This window comes from Acetobacter musti (assembly GCF_011516835.1).
Classification (GTDB): domain Bacteria; phylum Pseudomonadota; class Alphaproteobacteria; order Acetobacterales; family Acetobacteraceae; genus Acetobacter; species Acetobacter musti.
Window position 1 is genome coordinate 1 of record NZ_WOTB01000090.1, and the last position, 2,138, is coordinate 2,138.

General features: G+C 59.7%; 4 protein-coding genes. 1 reads left to right on the forward strand and 3 read right to left on the reverse strand.

The features are described 5' to 3' along the window. The 3 genes from GOB93_RS20775 to GOB93_RS20785 all read right to left on the reverse strand — a co-directional run. The coding region (locus GOB93_RS20775; RefSeq protein ID WP_338422430.1) for a glutaredoxin domain-containing protein at window positions 1-212 on the reverse strand (212 nt) is incomplete at its 3' end. After that, window positions 209-562 (reverse strand): ArsR/SmtB family transcription factor, encoded by a 354-nt coding sequence (locus tag GOB93_RS20780; RefSeq protein ID WP_173585257.1) that lies wholly within the window; start codon window positions 560-562, stop codon window positions 209-211. The genes GOB93_RS20780 and GOB93_RS20775, both read right to left, overlap by 4 nt. A gap of 77 nt (window positions 563-639) precedes the next feature. Continuing rightward, on the reverse strand, window positions 640-1,335 hold the full coding sequence (locus tag GOB93_RS20785; RefSeq protein ID WP_173585258.1) for a VIT1/CCC1 transporter family protein: 696 nt from the start codon (window positions 1,333-1,335) through the stop codon (window positions 640-642). Between the two features lie 196 nt (window positions 1,336-1,531). On the opposite strand from GOB93_RS20785, the gene GOB93_RS20790 reads away from it, so the two are divergent. Then, on the forward strand, window positions 1,532-2,101 hold the full coding sequence (locus GOB93_RS20790; protein WP_061276397.1) for a cytochrome b: 570 nt from the start codon (window positions 1,532-1,534) through the stop codon (window positions 2,099-2,101). The last annotated feature ends 37 nt before the right edge of the window (window positions 2,102-2,138 follow it).

The window sequence follows — 2,138 nt, forward strand, 5'->3', positions numbered from 1 at the left end:
TCGAGGCCGAGTTCGTGAAAGGGCGTGCCCTTTTCCCGCAGGATCGCGCGCACCGGAACCCCCATACGGGCGATCAGATCGACCAGTTCCGCGCGGCTGGGTGGCGTTTTCAGATATTCGATGATCCTGGGCTCCTCGCCGCTGTTGCGGATCAGTGCCAGCACGTTGCGCGACGTGCCGCAGGCCGGGTGGTGGTAGATCGTGATGGTCATGGACAGGATTCCGGGCTCGGGCAGCAGGAGGACAGGTTCGCGATCAGGGGCGCGCAGAGTTCGGGGCTGCCCGCACAGCAGTCCCTGACGAGGAAAAGCATCAGGTCGCGCAGGCGCGGAAGACAAGCACGATAGACGATCAGCCGGCTGTGGCGCTGCGAGGTCAGCAGGCCAGCCCGCGTCAGGGTAGCGAGATGGGCCGATATGGTGTTCTGCGGGACATCGAGGTGCCGCGCGACGTCCCCGGCGGGCAGCCCGTCCGGTTCGTGGCGCACCAGCAGGCGGAAGATCTCCAGCCGCGTGGACTGGGACAGGGCGTTGAGGGCCGAGAGCGCGGATTCTGTATCCATAAATCGACGATCACGGATATATGGGATGAAGTCAAGACCACCCAGGACATGCCTCGTTCAGAGCTTGGAACGCGGCGTCACACGCCGAACAGGCGGCCGATCCCGCCCGTGACGATCATTGCCACAATACCCCAGAACGTCACACGCAGTGCTGGGCGCAGAGGCGCTGCGCCGCCGGCAATCGCGCCAACGACCCCCAGAACAGCGAGAAGCACGACGGACGTCAGGGACACGCCCCAGGACACCCAGGCCACGGGGGCCAGAACAGCTGCCAGCACGGGCAGTAATGCTCCGGATGAAAAGGCGGTTGCTGAGGCGAATGCCGCCTGTATGGGTCTTGCCGCCGTGGCCTCGGACAAACCCAGTTCATCCCTTGCATGGGCACCGAGCGCATCATGCTTCATGAGGGCGACGGCGACCTTGCGCGAGAGGTCTTCATCCAGCCCTCTCTTCTGATAGATCCCGGCCAGTTCGGTGACTTCGCCCTCCCAGTCCGTGACCAGTTCCTGTTTCTCGCGGGCGATGTCGGCGTGTTCGGAATCGGCCTGGGAACTGACCGAGACATACTCGCCCGCCGCCATGGACAGGGCGCCCGCGACAAGCGCGGACAGTCCCGCGACGAGAATGCTGCCGCGTGTCGCATGAGAACTGGCAACGCCGACGATGAGGCTGCCGGTCGACAGCGTTCCGTCATTGGCGCCGAGAACAGCCGCACGCAGCCATCCCAGTTTCTCGACGGCATGACGTTCGGCCAAAGGATGGAGACGCGACATAAGATGACCTGCTGCTTCTGGTGAATACAAATAAAGGTTAAGATGCATCATTTGCCGCGACAACAGATATTTCATTCTGATATTGCGAGTTATTTTCAATATTATTTATGGTTTAGGAAAATCTGTTCTGTTCAGAATCCTGTCAGGTAAGCATGATACGGAAGTGGATTCAGGGTTCTTTTTTGCCGAGACGTATATGCCTTATTCAACGCCGGACATCACGGATAGCCTGCTGCGTTACGACAGGCCGACGATCATCCTTCACTGGATGACGGCCTTTCTGGTGCTGCTTCAGTTTGCTCTTGGCGAAACCTGGAACTGGCCAACAAAACCCGTCCATCATCTGATGGTGGTCGCGCATCTGACAGCCGGCATCCTGCTGACCGCAATTATGGTGTTCCGCATTGTCTGGCGTCTGACGAAAGGCCGGCATCTGTCGGACCTTCTCGTGCCTGTGGACCGGGTATTCGCCCTTGGAGCAGAGTACACGCTCTATGTGCTGCTTCTGGCGGAAATCTTGCTGGGCTATCTCTGGCGATGGGGTGCCGGGCAGACGATGAGTTTTTTCGGCCTCCTGATTCCATCCCCGTTCGCGCGGTTCCCGGCGGAAACCGTGACGTGGTTTCAGACGCTACATTACTGGAACGCCTGGTTGATTATGGGTCTTGCGACAGGCCATGGCGCGGCGGCGCTTTTTCATCAGTTTGTCCTGAAAGACAAAGTGCTTGGACGCATGCTGCCGCGGGGTTCCTCACTCAGTCAGTGATTGCGATCGGGAACCTATCTGATTTTCATGATTGGGC